At 63.2% G+C, this 1,280-nt stretch carries 1 protein-coding gene and 1 pseudogene; both read right to left on the bottom strand.

Annotated features, from left to right (window positions below):
* Nucleotides 1-83: 83 nt before the first annotated feature.
* Nucleotides 84-392: a transposase gene (locus RM423_RS24770; protein WP_311425701.1), complete on the bottom strand. Its 309-nt coding sequence runs from the start codon at nt 390-392 to the stop codon at nt 84-86.
* A gap of 31 nt (nt 393-423) precedes the next feature.
* Nucleotides 424-1,035 (bottom strand): annotated as a pseudogene (locus RM423_RS26155) (IS1595 family transposase); the annotation flags it as partial.
* Nucleotides 1,036-1,280 lie beyond the last annotated feature (245 nt).

The raw sequence follows: 1,280 nt of genomic DNA, 5'->3' as shown, positions 1-1,280 counted from the left end.
CGATATTCTTCACCCTGAAGGTGCTCCTTGTTGACGACGATCTGGCCTCAAGAACCTCGATCATCGTTGACCTGGAGCACTTTTCAGTTCACCGGCACGCCGCCACCATGAAAGCCCCGGGCTAGGGGCCGGTAGGTCAGTCGCCGTCCGCTGACCTGGCCCAGCAGTTGCCGCATCCGCTCTGAGTCGGTCTGCTTGTGGGTGGAGTACATGAAGTCGAAGTGTGCGAGGTAGCGGGGCAGGTGTTCCTTGCTGACGTGGTGATGTGTCCCGTCGATGGAGCGCTTGAGGTGGGAGAAGAACCCTTCGGCCATGTTCGAGCTGATCTGGCCGCGTGCGTACTCGCCTGCGTTGTGGTTGACGGACTCGTGGCCTTTGGTGGTCGCTGCGATGGTGATGTAGGTGGGCTGCGGAGTCGGTGTGCAGGATCGACGCGCCGAGGTTGATTTCTAGCTCTCGCTCCATGGCCTTGCGGAGTGTGGATGCGCGGACGTTGTGGACCACGGCGGACCTGGCCTCGCCGCTGGCCTTGTCGATGACGGACAGGGCGGTGGTCTTTTGTGTGGCCCAGCGGTCTGCGCCCGCCGCTAGCCGCTTGCGGGCGTGCTGGTTGGCGGGGTTGCCGCCGATCCACGTTTCGTCGGCTGCGAGCGTTCCGGACAGCAGCCCAGCGGACGGGCCGCGTTTCATGGCCTCGCGGATGCGGTGGAGCATGAACCACGCCGTTTTGGGGGTCAGTTCGTACTTGCGTTTTATCTCGCGGGCGCTGACACCGTTCTTCGATGAGGCGACTTCGAACATGACGAACAGCCATGTGCGGAGCGGGATTTTCGAGCCGTGGAACACCGTCCCGGTCAGCACCGAGAACTTCTTGCGGCACGTCGCGCACTTCCACAACCGGCGGGCGGTGTCCGCCCCGGTGCGGGTCTTGCGGGTGCCGCCGCCGTCCTTCGGCGCCAGGAAGTAGAACTTGCCAGCCGTGCCGCACTGCGGGCACGCAGCCGGTTGACCGCCGGGCCAGACCAGCTCTTCCATGAGCTTGTAGGCGTCGGCCTCTGTAGCGATGCGAGCGGCCAGCGGCAGGATCGAAAATTCCTGCTTCATGACTCAAATTGTCCCGCGACCCTCCGACAGTTTTGGGTCCGTCACGTCACACGGGACCTGACCCCGAGTAGTGGACACGCTCAATCCCTGCTTCGGTGGGGTGGAAGCGAGATGATCCACTCATGGCGAGGAAGAACTACTCCGAGGAGTTTCGCCGCGACGCTGTCGAGTTGTAT

Source organism: Jatrophihabitans lederbergiae (assembly GCF_031845305.1).
Classification (GTDB): Bacteria; Actinomycetota; Actinomycetes; order Mycobacteriales; family Jatrophihabitantaceae; genus Jatrophihabitans_A; species Jatrophihabitans_A lederbergiae.
The sequence above is the reverse complement of the archived record's forward strand: the minus strand, read 5'-3'. Positions and strand labels throughout refer to the sequence as shown.